The sequence below is a fragment of the uncultured Ruegeria sp. genome (assembly GCF_947500045.1).
Lineage (GTDB): Bacteria > Pseudomonadota > Alphaproteobacteria > Rhodobacterales > Rhodobacteraceae > Ruegeria.
The window spans coordinates 13,879-36,580 of the sequence record NZ_CANMQQ010000013.1 but is presented as its reverse complement, the minus strand read 5'-3'; the positions used below and the strand labels follow the sequence as shown (position 1 = coordinate 36,580).

At 53.6% G+C, this 22,702-nt stretch carries 19 protein-coding genes; 15 read left to right on the top strand and 4 right to left on the bottom strand.

All coding sequences use genetic code 11. The features are described 5' to 3' along the window. Positions 1 to 357: 357 nt before the first annotated feature. Positions 358 to 1,665 carry an AAA family ATPase gene (locus tag Q1B46_RS18260; protein WP_299950251.1) on the top strand — a complete coding sequence of 436 codons (1,308 nt, stop codon included), beginning with the start codon at positions 358 to 360 and terminating at the stop codon, positions 1,663 to 1,665. Then, positions 1,662 to 2,768: a ParB N-terminal domain-containing protein gene (locus tag Q1B46_RS18255; RefSeq protein ID WP_299950249.1), complete on the top strand. Its 1,107-nt coding sequence runs from the start codon at positions 1,662 to 1,664 to the stop codon at positions 2,766 to 2,768. Before Q1B46_RS18260 ends, Q1B46_RS18255 begins: the two co-directional genes overlap by 4 nt. Positions 2,769 to 2,824: 56 nt before the next feature. Here the strand turns inward: Q1B46_RS18255 and Q1B46_RS18250 are convergent, their stop codons facing one another. Beyond that, a complete protein-coding gene (locus Q1B46_RS18250; RefSeq protein ID WP_299950247.1) occupies positions 2,825 to 3,880 on the bottom strand; it encodes a tyrosine-type recombinase/integrase in 1,056 nt (351 codons plus the stop codon). 225 nt (positions 3,881 to 4,105) lie between these two features. Next, positions 4,106 to 4,787, bottom strand: a protein-coding gene (locus tag Q1B46_RS18245) for an IS6 family transposase (RefSeq protein ID WP_299950245.1) whose coding sequence is annotated in 2 segments (ribosomal slippage) — positions 4,106 to 4,712 and positions 4,711 to 4,787 — 684 coding nt in all. Because the reading frame shifts where the segments join, the coding sequence is not laid out codon by codon here. 358 nt (positions 4,788 to 5,145) lie between these two features. On the opposite strand from Q1B46_RS18245, the gene Q1B46_RS18240 reads away from it, so the two are divergent. From Q1B46_RS18240 to Q1B46_RS18230, 3 genes are all read left to right on the top strand, one after another. Beyond that, positions 5,146 to 5,829, top strand: coding sequence for a hypothetical protein (locus Q1B46_RS18240; protein ID WP_299950243.1), 684 nt, complete (start codon positions 5,146 to 5,148; stop codon positions 5,827 to 5,829). A gap of 728 nt (positions 5,830 to 6,557) precedes the next feature. Beyond that, complete coding sequence (locus tag Q1B46_RS18235) at positions 6,558 to 7,718, top strand: extracellular solute-binding protein (RefSeq protein WP_299950241.1); 1,161 nt, start codon at positions 6,558 to 6,560, stop codon at positions 7,716 to 7,718. A 29-nt stretch (positions 7,719 to 7,747) separates the two neighbouring features. Then, positions 7,748 to 9,349, top strand: a complete 1,602-nt coding sequence (locus tag Q1B46_RS18230; protein ID WP_299950239.1) for a BCCT family transporter — start codon at positions 7,748 to 7,750, stop codon at positions 9,347 to 9,349. A gap of 534 nt (positions 9,350 to 9,883) precedes the next feature. Here the strand turns inward: Q1B46_RS18230 and Q1B46_RS18225 are convergent. After that, positions 9,884 to 11,047 (bottom strand): hypothetical protein, encoded by a 1,164-nt coding sequence (locus Q1B46_RS18225; protein WP_299950237.1) that lies wholly within the window; start codon positions 11,045 to 11,047, stop codon positions 9,884 to 9,886. Positions 11,048 to 11,317: 270 nt separating this feature from the next. After that, complete coding sequence (locus Q1B46_RS18220) at positions 11,318 to 12,280, bottom strand: hypothetical protein (protein ID WP_299950235.1); 963 nt, start codon at positions 12,278 to 12,280, stop codon at positions 11,318 to 11,320. Between the two features lie 419 nt (positions 12,281 to 12,699). Here Q1B46_RS18220 and Q1B46_RS18215 point away from each other — a divergent pair, with 419 nt between their 5' ends. From Q1B46_RS18215 to Q1B46_RS18170, 10 genes are all read left to right on the top strand, one after another. Then, positions 12,700 to 13,380, top strand: a complete 681-nt coding sequence (locus tag Q1B46_RS18215; protein ID WP_299950423.1) for an IS6 family transposase — start codon at positions 12,700 to 12,702, stop codon at positions 13,378 to 13,380. 10 nt (positions 13,381 to 13,390) lie between these two features. After that, positions 13,391 to 14,422 carry a DUF4143 domain-containing protein gene (locus tag Q1B46_RS18210; RefSeq protein ID WP_366871604.1) on the top strand — a complete coding sequence of 344 codons (1,032 nt, stop codon included), beginning with the start codon at positions 13,391 to 13,393 and terminating at the stop codon, positions 14,420 to 14,422. A 665-nt stretch (positions 14,423 to 15,087) separates the two neighbouring features. Continuing rightward, a complete protein-coding gene (locus Q1B46_RS18205) occupies positions 15,088 to 16,827 on the top strand; it encodes an ABC transporter substrate-binding protein (RefSeq protein WP_299950233.1) in 1,740 nt (579 codons plus the stop codon). Between the two features lie 82 nt (positions 16,828 to 16,909). After that, on the top strand, positions 16,910 to 17,959 hold the full coding sequence (locus Q1B46_RS18200) for an ABC transporter ATP-binding protein (RefSeq protein ID WP_299950231.1): 1,050 nt from the start codon (positions 16,910 to 16,912) through the stop codon (positions 17,957 to 17,959). Between the two features lies 1 nt (position 17,960). Beyond that, positions 17,961 to 19,037, top strand: a complete 1,077-nt coding sequence (locus Q1B46_RS18195; protein ID WP_299950228.1) for an ABC transporter ATP-binding protein — start codon at positions 17,961 to 17,963, stop codon at positions 19,035 to 19,037. Continuing rightward, positions 19,034 to 19,897, top strand: coding sequence for a sugar ABC transporter permease (locus Q1B46_RS18190; RefSeq protein ID WP_299950226.1), 864 nt, complete (start codon positions 19,034 to 19,036; stop codon positions 19,895 to 19,897). The genes Q1B46_RS18195 and Q1B46_RS18190 overlap by 4 nt, the downstream gene beginning before the upstream one ends. Continuing rightward, entirely contained in the window at positions 19,894 to 20,691 is a 798-nt protein-coding gene (locus tag Q1B46_RS18185; protein ID WP_058274621.1) for a carbohydrate ABC transporter permease, read from the top strand. Before Q1B46_RS18190 ends, Q1B46_RS18185 begins: the two co-directional genes overlap by 4 nt. Positions 20,692 to 20,699: 8 nt before the next feature. Then, complete coding sequence (locus Q1B46_RS18180) at positions 20,700 to 21,104, top strand: DUF2160 domain-containing protein (protein ID WP_299950223.1); 405 nt, start codon at positions 20,700 to 20,702, stop codon at positions 21,102 to 21,104. Between the two features lie 66 nt (positions 21,105 to 21,170). Then, positions 21,171 to 21,566, top strand: a complete 396-nt coding sequence (locus Q1B46_RS18175) for a BlaI/MecI/CopY family transcriptional regulator (RefSeq protein WP_299950221.1) — start codon at positions 21,171 to 21,173, stop codon at positions 21,564 to 21,566. After that, positions 21,553 to 22,650: a M56 family metallopeptidase gene (locus Q1B46_RS18170; protein ID WP_299950219.1), complete on the top strand. Its 1,098-nt coding sequence runs from the start codon at positions 21,553 to 21,555 to the stop codon at positions 22,648 to 22,650. The genes Q1B46_RS18175 and Q1B46_RS18170 overlap by 14 nt, the downstream gene beginning before the upstream one ends. Positions 22,651 to 22,702: the final 52 nt, after the last annotated feature.

Sequence of the window (22,702 nt, the reverse complement as noted above, 5' to 3'; positions counted from 1 at the left end):
TGTCAAGAGTTCGTTGGAATTGAGATTGATACAGAGCTTTTCCACGATCAAAATTTAAAAGAAATAGGTGATGTATTGGTGATGGGGGACACTATAGATGTCCCCTTAATTGGCTATTTTGTCCCCCTATATCCAGGTATTAATCAAGTACTGACCCCCTAAATCTTGCCTAACGGCCCAATCGGATCGCTCGCTGCTGTGCCCTGCCTTTCCGAATCGGTCAGTGGCATCAGGAGCCTTATTTCCTTACCCATGGGTAACATCACATAGTTACAATAATTTCTTTTGCCAAAAGTGCAAATCAGGCGTAAATAACAAATAGTATAGAAATAGCGTCCTAAGATTGAGATTTGAGGCATGTACACGCACGAAGAACTAAACGCACTGCGGAATCAGTCGCTGAAGCTGCAGGGTTGGATCCGGCAGCAGACTTTCAGCCCCGAGATGGAGAAGACCCTGAGGCGGTTCTCAAGCTGGGAGGTGTCAGAACTGATATTTAAGGTGAATCAGTCGACCTTCCGAGGAAAGCTTGCAGCTGATCCATCACTACCAGGTGGCGAAGTTGAACCAGATGGGCGTCAGCGCTGGTTCAGTCTTGAAGAGGTGAACGAGTTGCGACGACGCCTGAAGATTAATCGCAAAGCGCTCACGCCTGTTCGCCCGGCTGGCAAGCGTGCGATTCGGGCTGCGGTTGCGAACTTCAAGGGCGGTGCTGGTAAATCGACCGTGGCGTTGCATCTTGCCCACGCGGCTGCGCTGGACGGCTATCGTGTGCTCGTGGTGGATTTCGATCCTCAGGCCACGCTCAGCCATTCGATGGGTCTAACGGATGTTGCGGAAGATTATACAGTCTGGGGCATCATGGCGCGGGATTTGATCCGCGAAACCGAACGTATGAACAGCCGCCCAGCTGCGGCTGAGTCGGGAACCGCCCTGCCCCGTCGTGAGCTGCCGCCTTCGATCACTGATATGGGATTGGGCGATTTGAGGATCTCGGATTTCATCAAACAGACTTCCTGGTCGACGATCGATGCGATCCCGTCCTGTGCGAACGCTGCCTTTGTCGAGTTTGCCTCGGCGCAATATCGGCACCTGAATCCAGAGTGGTCGTTCTTTGCTGCTGTTTCCCGTTATTTGGATCAGATACCTGATGACGCTTATGATCTGATCCTGTTCGATTGCCCCCCTGCAATTGGCTACCAGTCAATGAACGCGGTGTTTGCTGCCGATATGCTTTATATTCCGTCAGGTCCCGGATATTGGGAGTATGATTCAACAACGTCATTCATTGGGCAGCTTGCCGAAGCGCTAGAGGATCTGGCCTACGGTTTTGATAAGACATTACCCACGGGTAAGATTGGTTTGCCAAAAACCTTCTGCGAGGTTCGGTTTCTGTTGACGCGCTATGAACCTGGCAACGCGCTCCACTCTGCGATGTATGACGCATTTCGCAAGGTCTTTGGGGTACATCTGGCCGAACACCCGGTTGAGATGACAAGGGCAGTAGAGCAATCGGGGCGGTTCCTAAGCTCAGTTTACGAGATGGACTATCGCGAAATGACACGGGAAACATGGCGTCGAGCCCGTTCAACCTTTGATAATGTTTATGAAGAGTTCCGGGGCGTCATGCTATCGGCCTGGGATAAGCTGGAGGATGACGTATGAGCCGCAAACGCAGAATGTTTGATATCGATATGCCGACGATGGAGGAAATCCCGGCCGGCGAGGTACCAGATAAGGTTCTTGAGAAACGGCGCGGCCCGATGGCCGCCGCCATTTCCGAGAATGCCAACGCGCTTCGTGATCAGCAGTCCACTGAAGATGCAATCAGGGTCGAAAACGACCGTCTAGCTCATGAGCTTGTACGATTGCGTTCGGAAGGGTATATTACCGAACAGATCGCACTCAGCGATGTCGTCACCGAACGGTTGAAACGCGATCGCAAGCCGGGACCTGATCCGGAGTTAGATGAACTCAAGGCTTCGATCCGGGATGTAGGTCTTTCGAACCCAATTCGGGTAGAGCGTCGCAGCGATGGACGGTTTGATCTGATCCAAGGGATGCGCAGATTATCAGCATTTCGCGCATTACTTGAGGAGACGGGCAGCGACCGGTATGCGACAATTCCTGCCGGGGTCTCTGATGCTGCAGAGCTTGACGACAGTTATCGCCGAATGGTGGACGAAAACCTCGTCCGTAAAGACATTTCATTTGCTGAAATGGGCGCTCTCGCCCGTGTCTATGCCGAAGATCCAGCAAATGATTGCGTTGATGTCGATAAGGCAGTCTCTATTCTGTTCAAATCTGCGAGCTATACCAAGCGTAGCTATATCCGGGCGTTTGCCAGCCTGCTGACCATGTTGGAAAAGGTCATTATGCACCCCAACGATATCCCGCGGAATGTCGGTGTCGAACTCAAGCGCAAACTCGACGGTGATCCAGGGTTAATTCGCCAAGTCTCGACAGCGTTGATGGCTGAACCGGATCGAAACAGTGCGCAGGAAATTTCTATACTTCGTGGGTTTCTTTCGGCTGAAAACACCATCCTGCCCAAACCGAAAGTGAATTCGCTAGATAAGCCGCGTCGTGCCAAGACTACATTTCAGGTCACGGGCAGGGCAGGGATTGCTAAATGCTCTGCATCCAGTGGCAGAATTGATCTCCGCTATGATCTTGATTTTACACGGGTGGATCGGGCGAAGCTGGAGCAGGCGGTTGCAATGCTGATTGACGGTTTGCAGGAGGAAGACGATCTTACCCACGGGTAAGATCGTTCGGACAATACGCGCCAGCTACTTGGTGCCGTCAGTTTTCGGCAGTGTCTTCACCCCAACAAATCTGTCGCCGGGTTTTCTGTAATATCGACATCATCGTAGTATTTCTGGGCTTGTGCCATGGAACGATGCAGGGAGAGACGCATGGCGGCCTGGATTGGAGCGCCATCGAGGGCCGCCTGGGTCAGAAAGCCTGAGCGCAGCCCGTGTGGCGAGGCAAAGCCTGCTGGCAGCCCGGCAAGTTTCAGGCGATATTTGACGATCTGATAGATCGCATCCGGGCTGAGACGGCGTTTCAGCACCCGGTCGGCCTTGGAGACGGGGCGAAACAAGGGTCCGCCTTCGATCTGTCCAACCTCTATCCAATGCACCAGCGCTTGGGCTGCGCGACCCTTGAGGACCAGCCGTGGCGTGTCGCCCTTCTGGGTGGTCTTAGTTTCCAGCAGCGAGATCCAAACCCGGCCCTTCTCTTCGAATTCCTTCAGCGAGACATCTTCGCGTCTCAACCCGGTGATCTCGGACCGGCGCCGGCCTCCCGAGGCCCAGCCCAGCATCAGGATCGCACGGTCGCGGCAATCGCGGCGGGAACCACGGCAGGTGGCCAGCAACTGCTCCAGAATATCGCGGGTAATCGGATGCTGCGACTTTGGGGCAGGGGGGCGGGCTGCCGCCCGGCGCGCTTTGGCGCGGGTCTGTTTCACCTGCGGCGTGCTAAAGGGGCTGGCGAGGTTCTTCATCCGATGAAACGCCAGCCAAGAGGCGATGCGCCGGTCCAGCGTGGACGGCGCCGGGCAGGCGAGGGATTTGCGCAGCCCTTGTGCAATGAGCATCTCTGCCGTTTGACGGGCTACGTCCTCGGCGGGCGCGTCGCTGAGATCGCGGGCGTGATCGACGATGAAGGCCAGCGCCGTGGCTTCACTCTCAGGCCATTCCAGCGCCGACCGGAAGCGCGCAGCCTTCCAGGCGGTGATGTAGAGCAGATCGCGCTCATAAGCCCTGAGCGTGTTGGCGGGTGTGCCGCGGATATAGAGATCCGTGAGGGCTTCCTGATCTGCCTGAGACAGGGCGGGGGAAGGGCCGGGCAGATAGGGGGTGGGGCGTTTCATGAGGTCCATTCTGCGCCCAATTCCCGGTAAAATCAATCACTTGTGATAAGGGATACTTATCAGATGTAATAGGGATCTGATAACGCAACAAATGTAACGAGCAAAAACCTCGATTTATGAGCGTAAAACAAATTGAGGTTTTACTCTGTAACAGAAATCATGCAGGTGAGGGGGATGTGTCGCAAACTTTTGGAGCGGCCAGAGCCATCGACTTACTGGACACATCTATCCTGCGATCTCTGCAAATAGCCGAAAGCCAGACTTCGTAGTACTGGGGAATTGTCGCTTCCGGATCATGTTGGCTACCTCGATACCGTCCAAAGTAGCCGAGGCGGATCTGAACGATTTGAACCCGCACATGTGCCGGATGCGACGCTTGATGAACCGATGATCCTGTTCGATCACGTTGTTCAAATACTTGGACCTGACTGTTTGGATTTTGGCCGGGCATCCAAATCGCTTCAGGATTCTGTTTACTTCTCGAATGCCCGCCGCGTTAGCACCGCTTTTGTCGATGACGATCTTGCTCGGGATTCCATTTGACGAAAGCGCTTTGGCAAAGAACCTGGCGGCTGCTGGACGGTTCCTGCGCTCGGACAGCATGAAATCAAGGGTATTTCCAGTTTTGTCGACGGCCCGATAGAGGTACATCCATTTGCCACGAACACGAATATATGTCTCGTCCATGCGCCAGGAACTCAGCGTTGGGCGTTTCTTCGATTGCGCTCGCGCAGCAACTATCGGTGAAAACTTCACAACCCACCTGTTGAGAGTGGCGTGGTCCACCTGCACGCCGCGTTCGGCCATGATCTCTTCCAAATCACGATACGACACTGTACCGCAAATAGAAATACACAGCGTACAAAACTACATCTTTCGGGAAATGGCAGCCTTTCAAAGAGATCATGCTGAAACCTGTTAAAGAACTATATGCTGAGAACAAACGCTGGAACCTGCGGGCTCGTCAATCCAGACAAAAAGTTTGCGACACATCCTTTTCGACTGCCCCACCTCGCTCAGGTGTGGAACGGCCCATTCCGGACCTTCACTCACTTTCTGCAGTGCTGCGGTGCGTCCCGTCATAGCTGCCGTTGGTGCGGCGCGCAGCATTTCAGTTATCAGGACGACTGTACTGCGGACATCGCTGACATTGAATCCCAAACGAGATAAGATCATGGCGAGGCCAACAGGATAGTGATTCCTTGCGCAAATAGCCTATTGCCTCATCCCGTTGTGAAAAATTGTACTCAATGGAAAGCGAAATTATGAAAATCTTCACGCCCCCGCTAATAGCTGCCGCGACTGTTCTGTGCCTTAGCGCCGCACCTGTGATAGCTGACGATTTGCCAATCCAAGATCAACAGATGTTGGCTTCTCGCGTGGCGGAACACAGCCCGCAGAAGGAAACTTACATCAAAGATCGTCCGATCCTGGGTTGGAACCTGACCAGTGACAAGTTGGAAGACATTCCGGCGCCGATACGCGATGAACTGGGCAGCGTCGATGCCACTGGTTACGACACTGAGTATCTGGCCAAAAACATAGGGTCTATTGTAGCCCTACAGATGCGCAAGGATGGCACTGATTTCTACATCATCGGCAAAGAGACCTTTGACAACAAATACGAGGTGGTTGCTCTGGACGAGGTGGCAGAAAAGAACAGCCGCCTGGTGGAGCGACTGGAAATGGCACCTGAGGTGCAGGCAATGTTCAATCAAAGAGCCGCAGGCATGGTAGGCGCACTGAAGACCACACCAGTTGAGATGATCCGTGTCTCAGAGCTGGGGTATGAGTTGGACAAGGAACTGATCATACAAGCACCCTGGGGCACCCAAACAAAACCGGAAAATCGTGATGCATTCTTGGTGTGGGACAGCGGTGAAAATCAGTACTACATGGTGAACGAAGGCAGTGACGGCAATCCATCCAGCTATATCCCCACCCAATGACACGTTACGTCTATCAGGGTTGTATAGAGACTATCCACGATCTGGTATTACCTGCCAAAACTAGTTGAGTTTCCATTTTACATGAACCTCATAAACCACGCTGGTTTCAAGGGGACTGATGGTCGGAAGGGCTCACTGCCGCCTTTCTCTGCGCCGAGGTGAACAAGTCCTTAGAGGACTTATCAAGACCTCCACCGTCTTCAAGAGCTTTGCTCATGCAGAAAGCCTCGAACAAGCAGACCCATTTTCCTCAATCATCTTACCCATCTGAGTTAGGCGCTTCTTGGGTTTGCCTAACTTGGCCGCAATTCGCCAACCCGATGGCGATCAGGGCCAAACACGCAGTGGCCATGAACGGCCTCAATGTTCGGATCGACGGGCTGAAAAGCTGTCATAATATTTTGTGCTTCGGGTGGAGAACGGTCTTTGCTTCACCGCTGCAAGTATCTGCCATGCGCAGCAATCGTTAATTGCAATATCGCGACAGGTGGAAGCATGGAAAAATAAAAGATTGGGACCTCAACAGTTCCTAAACGCTAACACCACGGCTCCACTTCTGTCGCCCTGCCTTCCAGAACCGTCGCATTTGACCATCGTTGCTTTCAATTATTACTGATCATTGAGGTATGTTGAATTATTGTTGCTGAGCGGATCGGGCGTGGGCTCTGAAGACGACCTAAACGACGTTCTAAAACAAACTTGGAAGCGGTCAGGGAGGAGCTTTATCAATGTATTCTAAGATAACCGCAGTCAGAGGCTGTCAGATTTTGATAGCCGTGCTGTTTACGTCTCTCTCTACGAGCAATGTAATAGCACAAAGTACTTCTGAGAGTGGCGTCACGATCCCAGAACCCGAGCCGACCATCACGTTCACATCCTGGACCGGCCCCTATATGCGAAGTCAGATGCTTGGGTTTGTGCGCCCTTATGAACAGGCCAACAACACCAAAGTGCATGTTGCACATTACAACGGCGGCATTTCGGAAATCCGGGACCAGGTCGAAAGCGCCAATGTGATTTGGGATGTTGTTGACCTGACGCAGGCCGACTCTTTGCGGGCATGCAATGAAGGTTTGCTGGAGAATATCTCTGACATTGATCTGCCTGACGGAGTAGATGGAACTCCATTTCGCGACGATTTCGTTGAGGGAGCTCTGAATGATTGTGGCGTTGGTGTCATTGTATGGGGAACCGCATACGCATTTAACAATTCTCAATTTGCAGACACGCCACCCTCAACAATTACTGATTTTTTTGACACGGAAACCTACCCTGGGCCACGCGCGATCCGAAATGATCCGACAGTGATCATGGAATGGGCCCTTATGGCCGATGGTGTGCCCCGAGAAGATGTCTATCCAATGCTGGAAACCGAGGATGGAGTCGAGCGCGCCTTGAATAAGATGGACGAAATAAAAACTGGCCTGCAAATCTGGGAAACCGGTCGTGAACCAGTGCGCTTGTTGAATTCTGGCGACGTGGCGATGTCATCGATCTGGGCGACTACGGGTGCCACTGCCGCTCAGGAAGAAGGGGCCGATTTTACGGTCAACATGGACGGGCGCGTGATCGAACTAGACCTGTTCGGAATTCCAAAGGGAAGCCAGAACAAAGAAGGCGCTCTTGATTTCATTCGCTTTGCCAGCAGCTCAAACTCTCTGGCCGATATGGTTGGGTACTTACCAAACGGCCCTACCCGAAAATCTTCGTTGGCACTCCTGTCAGATGACGTTTTGGAGCGTATTCCGAACGGCCCGGCCTACGAGGACAATATTTACATTCTGTCAGACGCCGAGTGGTGGGCAATCAACCACGGGCGCTTGGAAGAGGCGTTCCAGTCTTGGCTCGCCACCTCCGCTCGTCAGGGCGCTGCGGGATCAACACGGTAAGCCGAAACAACAGGGCTAAGAGGTGCAAAATGAGTGATCAATCGACACAGAAACCTGAAAATCTTGTTGCAAAAAGCGGCTTGTTCAAAGGTATGAACCCGACGATGGGTATCGCTTCAATGGTAATGATATTGGGGTTTGTGTTCTTCACAATTCGCGATGTTGAAGCTTCAAGTGCGATCTTTGCGTCAGGCAAGGATTTTATCATCGGCAGTCTGGACTGGTTTTACGTACTGGTCGTCAACGTAGCACTGTTCTTTGTGATTTGGCTGATGATCAGTCGGTTCGGTCACGTGAAACTGGGTAAAGATGACGATGAGCCCGATTTTTCGACGTTTTCCTGGATCTGCATGTTGTTTAGTGCGGGCTTGGGATCTGGGCTGATCTATTGGGGCGTGGCTGAGCCGATGTTCCATATTCAGGGCAGCCCTTTTCTCGATCGTGCCGGAATTGAACCCGGGTCGGTCGGTGCGGCGGTCTCCGCCGTTACAATTACGAACTTCCATTGGGGGTTCCACGGTTGGGCTCTGTATGTGCTGGTAGGACTATCTCTCGCCTATTTTTCTTATCGTCATGGGTTGCCGCTTACACTGCGCACGGCGCTTTATCCGGTGCTCAAGGAGCGGATATATGGTCCCTGGGGGCACCTCGTCGACTTGATCGGAGTATTTGGTACCATATTTGGCCTAGCCACCTCATTGGGGTTGGGCGTAACACCGATCGCCGCTGGTCTTGAAGACCTGGGCTGGATGGCAAACACCCAAACAAATCAGTTGATCCTTGTCGCAATCATTACCTGTCTCGGTACAGCGTCCGCTGCCTCCGGCGTTGGCAAGGGCGTGCGCATCCTGTCCGAGGCCAACGTTATGGCAAGTATTGGCCTGCTGATCCTTTTCGTAATTCTGGGGCCGACGGCATTTTTGCTGGGCATCACGATATCCGGCTTCGGCGACTACTTGTGGACAGTGATTCCGATGGGCTTCTGGATCAATGGTGAGCCTGAGAACCAATGGCAGAGCTGGTGGACGATCTTCTATTGGGGCTGGTGGATCGCATGGTGCCCGTTTGTAGGTCTGTTCATTGCCCGCGTGTCCAAAGGTCGAACAATCAAGCAGTTCTGCTATTGTGTGCTTCTTATTCCGACATCGGTTGTGATGTTGTGGATGGGGGTCTTTGGTGGCGCTGCCGCAGGCGTTGATCTGTTCTATGACGCAGGCGTCGTCGAAGCGGTTAACAACGACTATGCGGCTGGCGTGTTCCAAACAGTCAAAGGATTTGGCTACACATGGCTGGTTTATCCGATCACCGTATTGATCACGGTCCTGCTGATTTCGTGGTTCGTCACGTCTTCTGACTCGGGGACGTTGGTGATGTGTACAATGCTGTCGATGGGTGATGAACACCCACCGGTCAAGTTTCGTGTTTTCTGGGGGGTTACGGCAGGCGTTGTTGCTGGGGTTCTGATGTTAGCTGGCGGCTTGAGCGCGCTCCAGACCGCCTCAATCGTCGCCGGGCTGCCAATTGCCGTGATCCTACTGTTCATGATCTACGGCATCGTCAAGTCGCTTCATGCTGAGCATCCTTTGCCCGATGTTGCGGACAAGTATGAACTGGAGTTTCTCAACAGATAATCCAGCTTTGATGTACAATTTATCGAAAGGCGGCCACATCCGCCTTTCGCGATTTCCATCATTGGTTGCGAACAGGCGGATTTAACAGAAAGTGTCCAGGTGACTTTCCCCAGCTGCATTGCAGCGTTTCTTGTTATAGGTAGCAATGCGAGTGAGTAGACACGTCAACGTCTGTTTTGGGTTGTCCACCAAACTTTGCAAGGTAGGGCTGTCCAAGCATTGTTACAATTAGAAGCCAGCCAAAATCGGCAAAACTGGGCTCGTACCTGTCCTCGGATGCGACGCGGCATCGGCATGATCTTTTACGCCCGGCGATCCAACCACGGCCCTGAGCTGCCGCTGATCGGTGGGCATCGTCGCTGCGGCGCCGCCGCCAAAGGAGACGTTCGCTGCACGCGCAAAATAAAAGCAATGTTGGAAGCGAACTGATATCTATGTCCGAACCAGCGGTGCTATGGTGTTGCTCAGAGCTTTAAAGGCTCCATAGTGGAATGCCGAAATCATGGTGCCAAGTCTCGCTATTGCCCCCTCAATTCATGGCAAAATTGCGCTCCAGTTCTTTACTGCTTCAATCAACGCCTGAAACTTGCTTGGATTAAGAACGAAGTACCCGCCGGTAGCTGGAATGCTCCATTTGATCACTGTATCGACAGCCAGGTCAGCCTTCTGTCCCACCCAGCTCAGACAAGAGCTCAATGCCTCTGTAAGCTTTTTCAACGCTGACAAAACTAGCGATTTGTTTGGCTCCTCAGCCTCAGCTTGTTCGGAGATTTCATCGACCGCCGCCCAAATGATTGCGTAATTGTCTTGTATGGCAGAAGGCAGTTCTACTTCCTTGGGCGGGTTGTTTCCACCAATCCCTAGACGGCTGTTGGAGAATACCGCAGACCGATCTTTCTCTAGCTCAGATAATGACTGCCTTACAGAAAATAGAGCTTCAATTTTCTCAATCTCTAGAGCCACGTGTGCGGGCCCTGATTTCCAGTCTTGATCGGACAGTGAGGAAACGATCAAGCCGCTCAGATCCCAGGGTAGCGGTTTACCGTCGTGGATGGCACTGAACCATTTTTGCCAGAAGCTCCACACGCTTCGGTCAGAATCAAAAAAATCATCAAGATTCGAATAGTCAGCCATGATATTGTTCGGACGCCCAACAACATCCCACAGCGGGGTCCACTCACTTAAGGCTGCTGCGTCTGATTTGGCTAGTTTGGCCGCATTTTCACCTCCAGCCAACCAAGCTAACTCCCAGAAACCTCCTCCACGTTCCACGGAAAAGTCTGGTTCTCTGAAGCCAACCCCCCAAGCAAGTGCATTGCTAATGACATTCTCGGCAACTTCCCTCCTGAGAGAACCTGGCGGCGGCTGTTCATCGTCGTACAAAACTTGTTCTTGATTTGGATGCGTTGATGAAAAAAATAATTGATCATTGTAAATCTGTTGGACCGAGCCTGCGTAGTTCACGCCGCCAAACGCAAAGCGTGCGGCCTTCTTTGCAACGCCCAAATCGTGGCTTGCGACGGTAGCTATGAGCAAGTGGTGCAATAACCGTAGCGTGTTTTCTTGATCAAATGGCGCTTCCCCAATCGCAGCAGGGAATGACCTTAGAGCCATACGCGCAACAAACCGAACCCTAGTTTGTCGATCTTGTTGTGATAGCCAAAATCTAGCGCTCTCATCGTCAACGATCTCAATCAAAACGCATTCCTAATGAAAAACCTCAACAGTCGATAATTCGTTTGCTCGTTCTGCCTCATCCCAAAAAGGCGCAGCTCAAAACTCAAGTTTTTGTCCTGTATTATCTTTGTAGGTAGCCCCGTGTGAACCACAAGCGCAAATACCGGGTGGTGAGAAACTTCTAGCACTCGTTTAGGCGGTCGAAAGGAAAACTTGCCGATGCAACTATGCGGAACGGCTATATTCCCTCCGAGTGCCGCCGTAGCGGGTGCCTGTTTCCACCGCAGACAATCACCAAGGCCAGAAAAACCGCATCAGGGGAAAGGAATGGCTCTCTTCATCGTTATCCCCAAAAACATAGTTGAGCTCTTCTTCGGTGAGTGACAATTGTGAGACGATAGGCCTGACGTCAATTGCGTCACGGTTGGCCTTCCGCAGGATCTTGAGTATCCGCTTGTTGAAGTCCCAACTGTCACCGATTGACGGCAGACGCCTATTGAGCAATTCGCGCGCCTCAGGCGAAAGCATGTCGTGGATCGCCATGTATCTTATTCGTGGAAGTGTCTTGGTCAGAATCGGTATTGTCTGCGCGATCCCGTCCCTCAAACACAACAATAAGAGATAAGCATCGACGGTTGATCGGGCCCAGGATCGATCATCAACGGCCGCATCGCCCAAACCCTCGCTCCATATCGCCGCCGAGGGCGAGCCATATATCGGGAAACCGAGCAGCGACAAGCCGTGAGCCGTACGATCAGAACCACTCACAAGCGTTGCGAGGCCATGCGGTAAGATGTCGTCGACCAACCGCTTAAACATCTCTCCCCATTCCTCGTTAAGTTCTCCGCTGATAGAAAGATCGATTGCTCGGTCGAAAGCAAGTATCGCGTGCTGCGAAACCGTAGTGCTCGCCTCTGTGCTCGGCGGTAAAGACAAGATCCGGCGCAACAAGTTCGAAATCGCTTTCTGGGAGGAAGCAATGCCGATCAGGTCGATTGCGTCGGGTTGTGTTAAAAGCCTGACGTCAAAGGTCTCGAGCAGTCCGGGGCGACGCTTCAAAACCTTTAGCATGATCGGCTCGCACAGCTTCGCGGCCTCAACAGCGTCGACTTCGAGCATGTCCACCAGCGCTTCCGCAGCGATCTCGACCTCCCTAGATTCCGGCTGTTCGATCTCGCTGAAAGTTTCGGACATCGCAATAAGATCGTCTTTGTCGAAGTTGGCGATTGCGCTGCTCAGCAGATCAGCGTCCACAATGCCGTCTTGAACCACGTGCCACTTCGCCAACAGTCTGAACATGTCCGACGGTTGCGCCCTGGGTATGATCGCCAGTGCAGGTGGCGAAGCTCCGATGAGATCTCGCTTAAGTGTCAATGCGTCCGAGGCTTTAGGAAACCGAGCCAGCACCTGTTCGGCAACAGCAAGACCCACGCTGGAGGGCTCCTGCGACATGGCTTCATGGATCTCGACCAGATGCGGAAACGACCGGCGTGGCGCGGCGACGTCTTTGCCGTACCGCCACAAGAAGCGCCGTAAAGACGTGATGCTCTGTGAAGTGGCGTCCTCGACAGCCGCTTCAACCCACGCCGGATCTGTTGCAAACTTTTGACCATTGACGCTCTCAGAGTTAGCGAGTGAATGGCTATCGGTCGTATCAAATCGAAAGCCAGCTCATGATTTCCTTCAAAGGCGCGCAGTATCCGAAGGATGTGATCCTTTTCGCAGTGTTCTTCTATGTTCGATACGGTGTGTCGTACCGTGATCTGGAAGAAATTATGGCAGAACGCTGCGTATCGGTCGACCACACGACGCTGAACCGGTGGGTAACGCGATACTCTGGTGCCATTGCAGACGCAGCGCGCAGACGTAAGGGATTGTGTGACCGTTCCTGGCGAATGGACGAAACCTATATAAAGGTAAAGGGAGCTTGGGTGTATCTTTATCGGGCTGTCGACAAATACGGCAAGACGCTTGATTTCATGCTATCACCACGACGAAATAAGGCTGCTGCGACAAAGTTCTTCGCTCGGATGCTGGAGGTCAACGGCCTTCCACGAAAGATTGTCATCGACAAAAGCGGGGCCAAAACAGCTGGTATCAAAGCTATCAACAAGATGCTCAAGAGCTTTGGTTGCCCCATTCCGATCGAGATGGTGAGGCGGAAATACTTGAATAATATCGTCGAGCAGGACCACCGTTTCATTAAGCGACGCACTCGACCCATGCTGGGTTTCAAATCGTTTGTATCAGCATCAGCTACCTTGAGCGGAATCGAAGTGGCGCACATGATCCGCAAAGGTCAACTCACGCCCGGACTCTGTCCATTTCAACAGTTCGCAGAGCTGGCCGCCTAGTTCCGATGCGATCTTTGAAATAGCTCGTCGTTCCCAAAACTCTGCAACAGAACCCTTACTACTGGCAATTAAGAAAACGGTGGATGATGACAGAAGGGCAGGGAGGTTTCTGCTAACCGGTTCTGCCAATCTCATGACCATACCGAAGGTCGCGGACTCCCTTGCAGGTCGAATGGAAATTGTTCGTCTCCTCCCCCTCAGCCAGACAGAAATCTTTGAAACAAAATCGGGCTATATCGACAGGGCGTTTGACGCAAAGAACCCTGTCGTAGACAAGCTGGTCATCGGAGATGACCTTGTAGAGACAGTTCTTTCTGGTGGCTATCTTGAGGCACTTGGCCGGAAAAGATGGGGACGAAAGCAGGATTGGTACCAAGATTACGTCGACGCAATTGTCCAGCGGGATGTCCGCGACGTGGCCCAGATCGAACAGCTCGCCATCATGCCGAAACTACTGGCAGTTCTCGCGGAGCATTCCGGTCAGTTGGTCAACTATTCGGGGTTGGGTGCCGCCGTTGGTTTGAATCATGTGACCACCCAGAAATACATGCGCGTGTTCGAAAGCCTCTTTCTCGTGCACAGTTTGCAGCCGTGGTTCACAAATCGTCTGAAGCGCCTCACCAAATCCCCCAAACTGCACTTTCTTGATGCAGGACTTCTTGCAGCGATGCGCAACGTCACCCCTGATACTGTCAAAAAGGAAAAGACACCATTCGGGTCGATCCTGGAAACATTTGTGTTCAGTGAATTGCGCAAGATTGCCACCTGGAGCGAACAAAGGTGCACGTTTTCTCATTTCCGCGACAAAGACAGAAACGAGGTAGATATCGTTCTGGAAAACAGACGTGGGGAGATCGTCGGGATCGAGGTGAAGTCGTCTGCAACGGTTACTTCCAGCGACTTTTCCGGGATGCGCAAATTGGCAGAAGCGTGTGGCGACAAATTTGTCCAAGGGCTCGTTCTCTACGACCATGATCAGGTTGTACCCTTTGCAGACAACATGTTTGCGGCACCTCTATCGAGCCTGTGGGCGGCTACTTAATAGATGCGCAAAGCTATTGGAGGGCAGGGGGCTTAAACCATCGCTATCTCCATTTGCAACACATAGCTTTCGGCACAAGCGGCGGGAAGCAGTCATTCGCTGCGCTCTCGTGTTTCATATGTCTGTCATGTGAAAGCCGACATTCGATGCGATCCACAAGTTTGTCTCAGCGTATCTCTTGATCCGAGTATTGACTCAAAGTAGTAGTACACGCTGTAAGTAACGAAGTTGACTTTCATCGAGAATTTCAAGGATGGGTGTAACAAAACCAAAACTGTATTGATTTAGTCTCCACTTGCCGGCCGTGATATAAGACAGCTCGGAAAGACCGATGTGGTAAGTAGGTTGTTAGAACATCTGGTGATTTGTTCGACCGGGATTCAACAAGTCTCCTAAATTAGAAGTGCCTGTCAGCGTTACGGGAAGGAATCAGGCCCCGAGGCGCATGAGCACTAGCAATACGAGTGTCCTGCACGAATCCTCAGGCCTAAGATGAATAATTGTCCGCATGTAGTTCATGAATTGCAAAAAGTTCCAATTTTCAATTGCTTCCAGGCGCCCCACTCAATTACTAAAAATTTAGTTTGACAGGTGCGCAGAAAATCGTTGATGCTGTCTGCTATCCGGTTTGCGCCGGAAAACCATAAATTTTTGGGAGGAAAGAGATGCGGAGACATCTACTTTCCGCAGTGGCGGCTGCTGCCGTCATTGCGGGGCACGGTCCCGTTTGGGCCGACGAAGCCGCAGCACAACGTTGGATCGACGACGAATTCCAGCCATCGACCCTGTCGAAAGACGAACAGATGGCGGAAATGCAATGGTTCATCGAAGCTGCACAGCCTTACAATGGCATGGAAATCAACGTCCTGTCCGAAGGCATTCCGACCCATTCCTACGAATCCGAGGTCCTGACCAAGGCGTTCGAGGAAATCACCGGTATCAAGGTCAATCACCAGATCCTTGGCGAGGGCGAAGTGGTTCAGGCGGTTCAGACCCAGTTGCAGACAGGCCGGAACCTGTACGACGGCTATGTCAACGACAGTGACCTGATCGGCACGCATTCGCGTCTGCAGCTGGCCTATCCGCTGACCGACATGATGGGAGGCGACTGGGCAGGCACGACCTCGCCGACGCTGGATCTGGGTGACTTCATGGGCATTCAGTTCACCACCGGTCCGGACGGCAAGCTGTATCAGCTGCCGGATCAGCAGTTCGCAAACCTCTATTGGTTCCGCAAGGACTGGTTCGATGATGAGGCCAACAAAGCCGCGTTCAAAGAGAAGTACGGCTACGATCTGGGTGTTCCGGTCAACTGGTCAGCTTACGAAGACATCGCAGATTTCTTCACCAACGACGTGAAAGAAGTCGACGGCACCACGATCTATGGTCACATGGATTACGGCAAGCGTGCGCCCGACCTGGGCTGGCGTATGACTGATGCATGGCTGTCGATGGCTGGTGCAGGTGATAAAGGCGAGCCAAATGGTATCCCCGTCGACGAATGGGGCATCCGCATGGAAGCAGGAACCTGTAACCCTGTCGGCGCTTCGGTGTCACGCGGTGGTGCTGCGAACGGTCCGGCTGCGGTCTATGCAATCCGCAAATGGGATGAATGGCTGCGGAACTATGCACCTCCGGGTGCGGCTTCTTATGACTTCTACCAGTCACTGCCGGCGCTTAGCCAGGGCAACGTGGCCCAGCAGATCTTCTGGTACACCGCCTTTACCGCAGACATGGTGAAGCCCAAGTCCGAGGGCAACAACACCGTGGATGACGAAGGCACGCCGCTTTGGCGGATGGCACCCAGCCCGCACGGCCCCTATTGGGAAGATGGCCAGAAGGTCGGGTATCAGGACGTGGGTTCCTGGACATTCCTGAAGTCGACCCCTGCTGATCGTGCTCAGGCGGCTTGGCTCTATGCTCAGTTCGTGACCTCCAAGACCGTCGATGTGAAGAAGTCCCACGTGGGTCTGACCTTCATCCGCGACAGCTCGGTCAACCACGAGTCGTTCACCGAGCGAGCACCCAAGCTGGGTGGTCTGGTCGAGTTCTACCGCTCGCCTGACCGTGTGGCATGGTCGCCCACCGGCATCAACGTGCCGGACTATCCGAAGCTGGCCCAGATCTGGTGGCAGCAGATCGGTGACGTGAACTCGGGTGCCTTCACCCCGCAAGAGGCGATGGACCGTCTGGCTGAAGAGATGGACATCACCATGGCCCGTATGCAGGCCGCGGATGAAAGTGCTGGTGTCTACGGTGGCTGTGGTCCCCGCTTGAACGAACCGCAGGATGCGTCGTTCTGGTTGGAAAAAGCAGGCTCGCCCAAAGCCAAGCTTGAGAACGAAAAGCCGCAGGGCCAGACCGTCAACTATGACGAACTGGTTCAGCGCTGGCAGTCTCAGTAAGCCATTGAAACCCGGGGATGCCGTTTCAGGCATCCCCACCTCAAGACCAGTGCGACGCACTGAAGAACCGGAACCCACGGACATGATCGAACTACAAGATGCCACCAAACGCGTTGGCAACGTTATCCATATCAAGCCCACGACGCTGACGCTGCAAACCGGCCATTTTAATGTGCTGCTGGGCGCGACGGGATCGGGCAAAACCTCTCTGATCAAGATGATGGCCGGGCTGGACCCGATCGCCTCGGGCAAGGTGCTGATGGACGGGCAGGACGTCACAAGGCTGAACACGCAAAAGCGGCAGATCAGCCTCGTGCACCAATTCTTCGTGAACTATCCGCATATGACTGTCTTTGACAACATCGCCTCGCCTTTGCGCGTGGCTGGAATGGCGAAATCCGAGATTGAAGGGCGCGTGGAAGAAGCCGCCGACTTACTGCAGCTGCGCCCGATGTTGCATCGCCGACCGCATGAGCTGTCAGGCGGCCAACAACAACGTACCGCGTTGGCCCGTGCCATCGCAAAAGAAAGCCGAGCCGTGTTCCTCGATGAACCGTTGGCGAACCTCGACTACAAGCTGCGCGAAGAACTGCGCGAGCAGCTACCCGACCTGTTTGCCGGTCGTGGGGCGGTGGTGGTTTACGCCACCTCGGAACCCGAAGAGGCGCTGCTTTTGGGGGGATATACTGCCCTTATGGAAGACGGTCGCGTTACGCAATTCGGCCCGACTGCTGATATCTATCGCAACCCTGAGAATATTGCCGCTGCGCGCGTGTTCTCAGACCCGCCAATCAATGTGGCCCGCGTCACCGTGTCCGGTGCACAAGCGCGATTGGCGGGTGGAGGTGGCTGGCAGGTCGCGGATATGACCGATGGCGAGTACATGGTCGCAGTGCGGCCGCACCGAGTGACACCAATCCGCACCTCGGATGCGGATGTGGAACTGACCGGTCGGGTGATTGTAACCGAATTGTCAGGGTCGGATTCCAGCGCTCATTTCCAGCATGGGGAGGATGCGTGGGTTTCTTTGGCAGCTGGAGTACACCCCTACCAGGTGGGTGAAGACCACCGTTTTTTCATGAACCCGGCCCATTGCCGGTATTTCGGCCAAGACGGCAAAAGGGTAGCCTGACATGGCACAGATCAAGCTTTCTAACCTCAAACACAGCTATATGCCGACGCCAAAAGGCCCGGATGACTACGCATTGAAGGAAATTGACGTGACCTGGCGAGATGGCGGGGCTTATGCCTTGTTAGGTCCGTCAGGCTGTGGAAAGTCCACTCTGTTGAACATTATTTCCGGCCTTCTGACACCGTCTGAGGGGCAGATCCTGTTCGACGACCGCGACGTAACGGCCTTGCCGCCCGATCAACGCAATATCGCGCAGGTGTTCCAGTTCCCGGTAATCTACGACACGATGACGGTGGGTGAAAACCTAGCTTTTCCGCTGAAAAACCGGGGTGTCGACGCCGCGACAATCAAACGCCGCGTCGATGAGATAGCCGAGATGCTGGACGTCACCGAGTTGCTGAAAACCCGCGCGTCGGGTCTCAGCCCGGACAACAAACAGAAGATCTCGATGGGTCGCGGTTTGGTGCGCGATGACGTGAATGCGGTGATGTTCGACGAGCCGCTGACTGTGATCGACCCGCACCTGAAATGGAAACTGCGGTCGAAACTGAAAGAACTACATCAGCGCGTCAAAGCCACGATGATCTACGTGACCCACGACCAGACCGAGGCGCTGACCTTCGCGGACGAAGTGGTCGTGATGCAAGACGGCGAAGTGGTTCAGATCGGCACGCCTGTCGAACTGTTCGAGCGGCCCCAGCACACGTTTGTTGGTCACTTCATCGGCTCACCCGGCATGAACGTGCTGCCCTGTGAAGCCAGGGGCGACCGCGCCGTTTTCGAAGGCCACGAAGTGACGCTGGAAGGTCCGACCCATGGTGATGGCGGTCGCACAGATCTGGGCATCCGCCCAGAATATGTGGGGTTCAGTGACACCGGTATCCCGGCACGTGTGACAAAGGTTTCGGATATTGGCCGTCACTACGTGGTCAGCGCCATGGTAGGTAACACGGCCCTGAAAGCAGTAACTGAACACAGTGTTCCGGAACCGGGATCGCAAGTCTTCCTGCAATTCAAACCTGAACAATCGCGCGTCTACCGCGACGGCTGGATCGCAAGCGAGGAGCGGACACAATGAGAACGGAAAACCAAAAGGCATGGTTCTTTGTCTTGCCGGTGCTGGGACTGGTCGCGTTCAACGCGCTGGTGCCGATGATGACGGTCGTCAACTACTCGGTGCAGGAGACTTTTGGTAACAACCAGTTCTTCTGGGAGGGACTGGGTTGGTTCGAACAGATCCTGCGGTCCGACCGGTTCCAGGCCGCGCTTGGACGGCAATTTCTGTTCACTTTGCTGATCCTGCTGATTGAGGTGCCTTTGGGCATCATCGTGGCCCTGTCGATGCCGCGCAAAGGGTTCTGGGTTCCTGTCTGTCTGGTTCTCATGGCTCTGCCGATGCTGATCCCGTGGAATGTGGTCGGGTCGATGTGGAATATCTTTACCCTGCCCAAGATCGGGCTGCTTGGCTATTTCCTGAATGACGTTCTGGGCATCAACTATGACATGACGCAGCAGCCGCTGTCGGCGTGGATCACAGTCGTCATCATGGATGTCTGGCACTGGACCTCATTGGTCGTACTACTCTGCTATGCTGGCCTCGTGTCGATCCCGGACGCCTATTATCAGGCCGCCAAGATTGACGGCGCCAGCCCGTGGTCGGTGTTCCGCTATATTCAGCTGCCCAAGATGAAAACAGTCCTGACCATCGCTGTTCTGCTGCGGTTCATGGACAGTTTCAACATCTATACCGAGCCCTTCGTTCTGACCGGAGGCGGCCCCGGCAATTCAACCACCTTGCTGTCGATCGACCTTGTGAAGATCGCGTTGGGACAGTTCGACCTTGGACCTGCGGCCGCGATGAGTTTGATATACTTCGCCATCACGCTGCTGGTGTCTTGGGTATTCTACACTCTGATGACAAAGGATGACGCGCAATGAAAAAGCGGTCCCTTATCCCAATCCTCTATATCGCGTTCCTGATGCTGCCGATCTATTGGCTGGTTGCGATGTCCTTCAAGACCACGAACGAGATTCTGTCGGGCTTTTCCCTGTTCCCTCAGACCTTCACGCTGGAAAATTACATCACCATCTTCACAGATCCGACGTGGTATTGGGGCTACATAAATTCGATTGCCTACGTGACAATCAACACGGTGCTTTCCGTTTGTGTAGCCTTGCCCGCCGCCTATGCGTTCTCGCGCTATCGGTTTCTTGGTGACAAACAGTTGTTCTTCTGGCTGCTGACCAACCGTATGGCTCCGGCTGCGGTGTTCGCGCTGCCTTTCTTCCAGCTCTACTCCTCCATCGGATTGTTCGATACGTATTTGGCCGTGGCATTGGCCCATACACTGTTCAACGTGCCGTTAGCTGTTTGGATCCTGGAAGGTTTCATGCGCGGTATTCCCAAAGAGCTGGATGAGACTGCATATGTGGATGGCTATTCGTTTCCACGCTTCTTCGTGACGATTTTCCTGCCGAACATCAAAGCGGGTGTCGGTGTTGCGGCCTTCTTCTGTTTCATGTTTTCGTGGGTCGAGATGCTGTTGGCCAAAACCCTGACCGCGGTAGAGGCTAAACCCATCGCGGCCGTGATGACGCGTACTGCCTCCAGCGCCGGGTACGAGCTGGGCCTGCTGGCCGCTGCCGGAACCCTGACCATCATCCCCGGAGCCATCGTCATTTGGTTTGTCCGCAACTACATCGCGCGGGGTTTCGCGATGGGTCGTGTGTGAGGTTCAATATGCGTAAACTTCTTCTCATCGTCTCCTTCCTACCTACGACGGCCTTGGCTCAGGCTCAGACCGGATGGGGCAACGTTGGCCAACAACAGGAAAAGGGATTTTCCTGGACCGACCCTTTGTGGCCCGATTTCTGGATGGCCTGGACGCCTGCGACACTTGCAGTTTTCGTTGGGATATTCTCAGCCATCGCGCTGATTGGCGTTCTCGAAGGCTTCAAATATCGCGACGGGATTGAGCGGCGCGGCGTATTGGGTCTGACCACCACGCTTGGCGATCGGCTCTTCATCACGCTTCTGGGGTCCGCCTACATCTTTCTGGCCTGGCTCGGATTGGTTGGACAACCGGTTTGGACGCCGCTGTTTTTGTCCATCGGTTGGGGCATCTTCGTCTTCTGGAAAGTTTAGGCTTTGCGAAACAGAGAAAGGATGCTTGTCTGTCAGGCATACTAAAAAATGGCGACACCGAGACTGATGCGAAAGAAAAAAACTACAAACTTGCTGACCGAAGTAGAACTTGAGTTCATGAACGAACTCTGGGCGCTGGGTCAGGGCTCAGTCCGAGATGTTCTTGATCGTTTGGCGCCGGATCGAAATCTGGCCTACACATCCGGCGCAACAATTTTGCGCATTCTCGATGAAAAGGGATTTGTAGAAAGCGAAAAGAACGGCAAATCGTTGATTTATAGGCCACTTCTGGAAAAAGACAGGTATCAGTCGCGTTCGCTGCAAAATCTCTCCCGGACGTTGTTCAACGACACCCCCGCAACTTTGGTTGCAAGGTTGGTCGACGATGCGGGGCTGACAGAAGATGATCTGGAGGAAATTCGAGCACTGGTAGAGAGGAGACTGCAAAATGACGGCGGTTAAACCGGTTCTCGACGCGTTTCTCGAGTTCAATATTGTGCTTGGATTGTCAGCGTTAATTTGGCTGGCTGCCCGCGCGGCGTTGGGTCGTACATCAATGCGACATGGCTTTGTTGCGCAACTCCGTTCCCTCAAGACGTTATGCATCTGTGTTGTGCTGAGCCCGGTTTTGGCACTGGGTGTTTCGACAATTGCCGGTCAGGTTTGGCCGGGACGTGCGGTGGCATTGAGTGACATTGCTGTTGCCGCCTACTTGCGCGGCGACATCGCTATGCCAGCAGCGCAATTCGAAGCGCTGCTGAATAGTCGCGAGCGATGGATTGATCACGTATTGTCCGGCAACAATGCCTTTGTAACCTACGCTTCGATTGCGCTGGCGCTGATTTCGGCAATGTTGGCGGTCAGGGTAATGCGCGATGCTTGGGCTATTCGTAAAGCTGTAAAATCCAGCTTCCTTTGGCGCCGCTCATTGAATGTAGATATTCGGCTGTCCGACCGTGTAACCGTGCCCTTTGCCGTGCGGGGCTTGCGTCGACGGCATGTCGTTTTGCCCAGCCATCTGTTGAACGCGCCAGCCGAACTCCGGTTCGTGCTGGTTCATGAGTTCCAGCATATCCGTGCTAGGGATGTGGAGTGGGAGTTGGGCTTCGAACTCCTGCGACCAGTATTATTCTGGAACCCGGCCTATCTTGTATTGAAGCATCAGTTTGACCGACTTCGGGAACTGGCCTGTGATCAATCTGTAGTGTCGCGCAAAGGGATCAACGTAAAAGACTATACCACTTGCCTGTTGGACTATTGTGCGCGGTCTGTCGCATTGAGTAACCCACGCGTTCTTCACGTGGCCTTGGTGAATGGCACCAAGGCAAAGCATGTATTGCGGCAACGCGTAGTCGCGCTGACTGAGGCGCCAATCACGAAGGCACACTTACCAGCAGCGTTCCTCGGGATGACATTAACCTTGGCTACAGTCCTAGCCATTGGTTCCGCATCAATCCGTCAAACTCAGGATTGGAGCCACGATCGGTTAATGCTTTCCACAGTTGTAAATCTGGAGCGGCTGGAAGCCAGGAATCAAGGAAATTGATCGTTGCTGTGAAGTTCCGGTTTGAACCAGTTCGACGGCGTCAGAAGGTCTT

Bases quoted from the DNA above. Each gene is read 5' to 3' on its own strand.
- Q1B46_RS18195 (WP_299950228.1), top strand. From the start codon at position 17,961: ATGGCACAGATCAAGCTTTCTAACCTCAAACACAGCTATATGCCGACG.
- Q1B46_RS18170 (WP_299950219.1), top strand. From the start codon at position 21,553: ATGACGGCGGTTAAACCGGTTCTCGACGCGTTTCTCGAGTTCAATATT.
- Q1B46_RS18180 (WP_299950223.1), top strand. From the start codon at position 20,700: ATGCGTAAACTTCTTCTCATCGTCTCCTTCCTACCTACGACGGCCTTG.
- Q1B46_RS18185 (WP_058274621.1), top strand. From the start codon at position 19,894: ATGAAAAAGCGGTCCCTTATCCCAATCCTCTATATCGCGTTCCTGATG.
- Q1B46_RS18200 (WP_299950231.1), top strand. From the start codon at position 16,910: ATGATCGAACTACAAGATGCCACCAAACGCGTTGGCAACGTTATCCAT.
- Q1B46_RS18250 (WP_299950247.1), bottom strand. From the start codon at position 3,880: ATGAAACGCCCCACCCCCTATCTGCCCGGCCCTTCCCCCGCCCTGTCT.
- Q1B46_RS18260 (WP_299950251.1), top strand. From the start codon at position 358: ATGTACACGCACGAAGAACTAAACGCACTGCGGAATCAGTCGCTGAAG.
- Q1B46_RS18175 (WP_299950221.1), top strand. From the start codon at position 21,171: ATGCGAAAGAAAAAAACTACAAACTTGCTGACCGAAGTAGAACTTGAG.
- Q1B46_RS18240 (WP_299950243.1), top strand. From the start codon at position 5,146: ATGAAAATCTTCACGCCCCCGCTAATAGCTGCCGCGACTGTTCTGTGC.
- Q1B46_RS18235 (WP_299950241.1), top strand. From the start codon at position 6,558: ATGTATTCTAAGATAACCGCAGTCAGAGGCTGTCAGATTTTGATAGCC.
- Q1B46_RS18255 (WP_299950249.1), top strand. From the start codon at position 1,662: ATGAGCCGCAAACGCAGAATGTTTGATATCGATATGCCGACGATGGAG.
- Q1B46_RS18205 (WP_299950233.1), top strand. From the start codon at position 15,088: ATGCGGAGACATCTACTTTCCGCAGTGGCGGCTGCTGCCGTCATTGCG.
- Q1B46_RS18190 (WP_299950226.1), top strand. From the start codon at position 19,034: ATGAGAACGGAAAACCAAAAGGCATGGTTCTTTGTCTTGCCGGTGCTG.
- Q1B46_RS18215 (WP_299950423.1), top strand. From the start codon at position 12,700: ATGATTTCCTTCAAAGGCGCGCAGTATCCGAAGGATGTGATCCTTTTC.
- Q1B46_RS18230 (WP_299950239.1), top strand. From the start codon at position 7,748: ATGAGTGATCAATCGACACAGAAACCTGAAAATCTTGTTGCAAAAAGC.